Source organism: Mesorhizobium sp. M7D.F.Ca.US.004.03.1.1 (assembly GCF_003998635.1).
Lineage (GTDB): Bacteria > Pseudomonadota > Alphaproteobacteria > Rhizobiales > Rhizobiaceae > Mesorhizobium > Mesorhizobium loti.
Map to the genome: position 1 here is coordinate 1 of NZ_RZQG01000817.1, position 2,674 is coordinate 2,674.

The window sequence follows — 2,674 nt, forward strand, 5'->3', positions numbered from 1 at the left end:
GGCGCCACCCCCCACCCGGCCCTTCGTCCCGCCCCCCCCACAAGGGGGAGGTAGAAAACCGCCGATCAAATCGCAGCCGTAATAATAACCTCGACCAGATATTCCGGGGTGGCGAGCTTTGCTTCGCCGGTGGCGCGAGCCGGAGTGTTGCCTTGCGGCACCCACTTGTCCCACTCCGCGTTCATCTCGGCAAAGGTGCTCATGTCGGCCAGCCAGATGATCGCCTGCAGGATCTTGGTCTTGTCGGAGCCGGCCTTGGCCAGCAGTTCGTCGACAGCCGCCAGGATATCCCTGGTCTGCGAAGCGACGTTGCCGGTCGGCTGACCGACCTGACCGGCCAGATAGACGGTATCTCCGTGAATGACGATCTGGCTCATGCGCGGGCCAACATCGATGCGACGAATGCTCATTGGATGGTTCCTTCCTGTGGCGGTTGCGCCTCTTTAGAGTTGCCGCCAGCTTCGGGCAAGGTCGCCAAGTCGAATCCCCTTGGGCCAAGGGCATATGATATCCCCACACGGCAAGTTGACCCGCCAGCCGCAATTCCGCCGGATTGGCTTGTTGACTAATGTAATAACATCACATATCCAATCGGCCGCTGCCCGCAGCCGGATTTCGCCGCCCTCACGGATCGCAGAATGACAAACACCTGCCTGACATTCCGCGACCTGACGCTTGGCTACGGCAGCCACCCTGCAATCCATCATCTCGACGGCACCATCCGCAAGGGCTCGCTGACGGCCGTCGTCGGCGCCAACGGCTCCGGCAAATCGACGCTGATGAAAGGTATTGTCGGCGTCCTGAAGCCGATGGCCGGCGAGGTTATCCGCGCGCCCGGCGTTCGCGCCGCCTATCTGCCGCAGCAGTCCGAGCTCGACCGCAGCTTTCCGGCGCGGGTGGTGGATCTGGTTTCGCTCGGCCTGTGGCCACGGCGCGGCCTGCTTGGCCGCCACAGCAAGCAAGATCGCGATGATGTCAGCAAAGCGCTGATGGCGGTCGGCCTCGGCGGCTTCGAGAAGCGGCCGATCGACACGCTTTCGGGCGGCCAGTTGCAACGCACGCTGTTTGCGCGTGTCCTGCTGCAGGACGCCGACCTCATCCTGCTCGACGAACCGTTCAACGCCGTCGACGCCAAGACGGTCGGCGACCTTATTGCCCTGATCAAGCACTGGCATGGCGAAGAACGGACCATCATGGTGGTCGTCCACGATCTCGATCTGGTGCGGCAGAATTTTCCCGAAACGCTGCTTCTCGCCCGCCAGCCGATTGCCTGGGGCGAAACCAGGGAAACGCTGAAGCCGGAAAACCTGCTGCGCGCCCGCCGCTTCCACGAAGCCTGGGAAGAGAATGCGCCCTGGTGCGAGCCAGACGAGCACGCTGATGGTCACGATCACGACCATCATGGCCATGATCATCACCATGGCGTCGGACCGAGGGCTGCCTGATGGATACGCTTTACGGTCTTTTCATCGCACCCTTCGCCGATTTCGGCTTCATGCAGCGAGCCCTGATCGGTTCGCTGATGCTGTCGCTCGGCGCCTGCCCGATCGGCGTCTTCCTGATGCTGCGGCGGATGAGCCTGTCGGGCGACGCCATGGCGCATGCCATCCTGCCCGGTGCCGCCGCCGGCTTCCTGTTCTATGGGCTGGAAATCCTGCCGATGACCATCGGCGGCCTGATCGCCGGCGTCATCGTCGCGCTCGGCGCCGGCGCCGTCTCGCGCTTCACGATCCAGCGTGAGGACGCCTCGATGGCCGCGTTCTATCTGATTTCGCTCGCCATCGGCGTGCTGATGGTGTCGATCCGGGGGTCCAGCGTCGATCTCATGCATGTGCTGTTCGGCACCGTGCTGGCGCTTAACGATGAAGCCTTGACGCTGATCGGCGGCATCGTCGCCGTGACACTGGTCAGCCTTGCCATCTTCTGGCGAGCGCTGGTCGCTGAATGCCTCGACCCGCTGTTCCTGCGTTCGGTCAGCCGGCTCGGCAGTCCGGTGCATTTCATCTTCCTCGGCCTCGTCGTGCTCAACCTCGTCGGCGGCTTCCAGGCACTCGGCACGCTGCTGTCGGTCGGACTGATGATGCTGCCGGCCGCCGCCGCCCGTTTCTGGACGGTGCGCGTCGAGCCGATGTGCGTGCTGGCCGTGCTGATAGGCTTTGCCTCCTGCGTCGCCGGGCTTCTGTTGTCCTATCACGCGTCGCTGCCGTCCGGCCCGGCGATCATCCTGTCGGCCGGCGTCGTCTATTTCGCCTCGATCCTGTTTGGCACGCGCGGCATTCTGCGTGCGCGCATCATCCACCACCGTCACAGAACGGCCTGATCCCCGCCCCTAAAGGAGACCCGTCCATGCTGAAATCGATCCATGCCGCCCTGGCGATGAGCGTTATAACATTAACCGCCTTTGGCGCATCGTCGGCCTTCGCGGCACCGCTGAAAGTGGTCGCCAGCTTCACCGTCATTGCCGATTTCGCCAAAAATGTCGGCGGCGACCGTATCGATGTCACCACCATCGTCGGGCCGGATGGCGACGCCCATGTCTACGAGCCGAGCCCGGCCGATGCGGTGGCCATGGCCAAGGCCGATATCGTGCTGGTCAACGGCCTGCATTTCGAAGGTTTCCTGCAGCGGCTGGTCGACGCCAGCGCCACCAAGGCCTCGATCATCACCTTGACCA

4 protein-coding genes are annotated in these 2,674 nt (G+C 63.6%); 3 read left to right on the forward strand and 1 reads right to left on the reverse strand.

The features are described 5' to 3' along the window. Nucleotides 1-65: 65 nt before the first annotated feature. Nucleotides 66-410, reverse strand: a complete 345-nt coding sequence (locus tag EN935_RS30310; RefSeq protein ID WP_126068745.1) for a RidA family protein — start codon at nt 408-410, stop codon at nt 66-68. Nucleotides 411-638: 228 nt separating this feature from the next. Between EN935_RS30310 and aztA the strand changes: the two genes are divergently transcribed. From aztA to EN935_RS30325, 3 genes are all read left to right on the forward strand, one after another. Beyond that, nucleotides 639-1,445, forward strand: a complete 807-nt coding sequence (gene aztA / locus EN935_RS30315) for a zinc ABC transporter ATP-binding protein AztA (protein WP_109672419.1) — start codon at nt 639-641, stop codon at nt 1,443-1,445. Next, entirely contained in the window at nt 1,445-2,320 is an 876-nt protein-coding gene (gene aztB / locus EN935_RS30320; RefSeq protein ID WP_109672416.1) for a zinc ABC transporter permease AztB, read from the forward strand. The genes aztA and aztB overlap by 1 nt, the downstream gene beginning before the upstream one ends. 26 nt (nt 2,321-2,346) lie before the next feature. After that, on the forward strand, nt 2,347-2,674 hold a 328-nt coding region (locus EN935_RS30325; RefSeq protein ID WP_164771460.1), incomplete at its 3' end, for a zinc ABC transporter substrate-binding protein.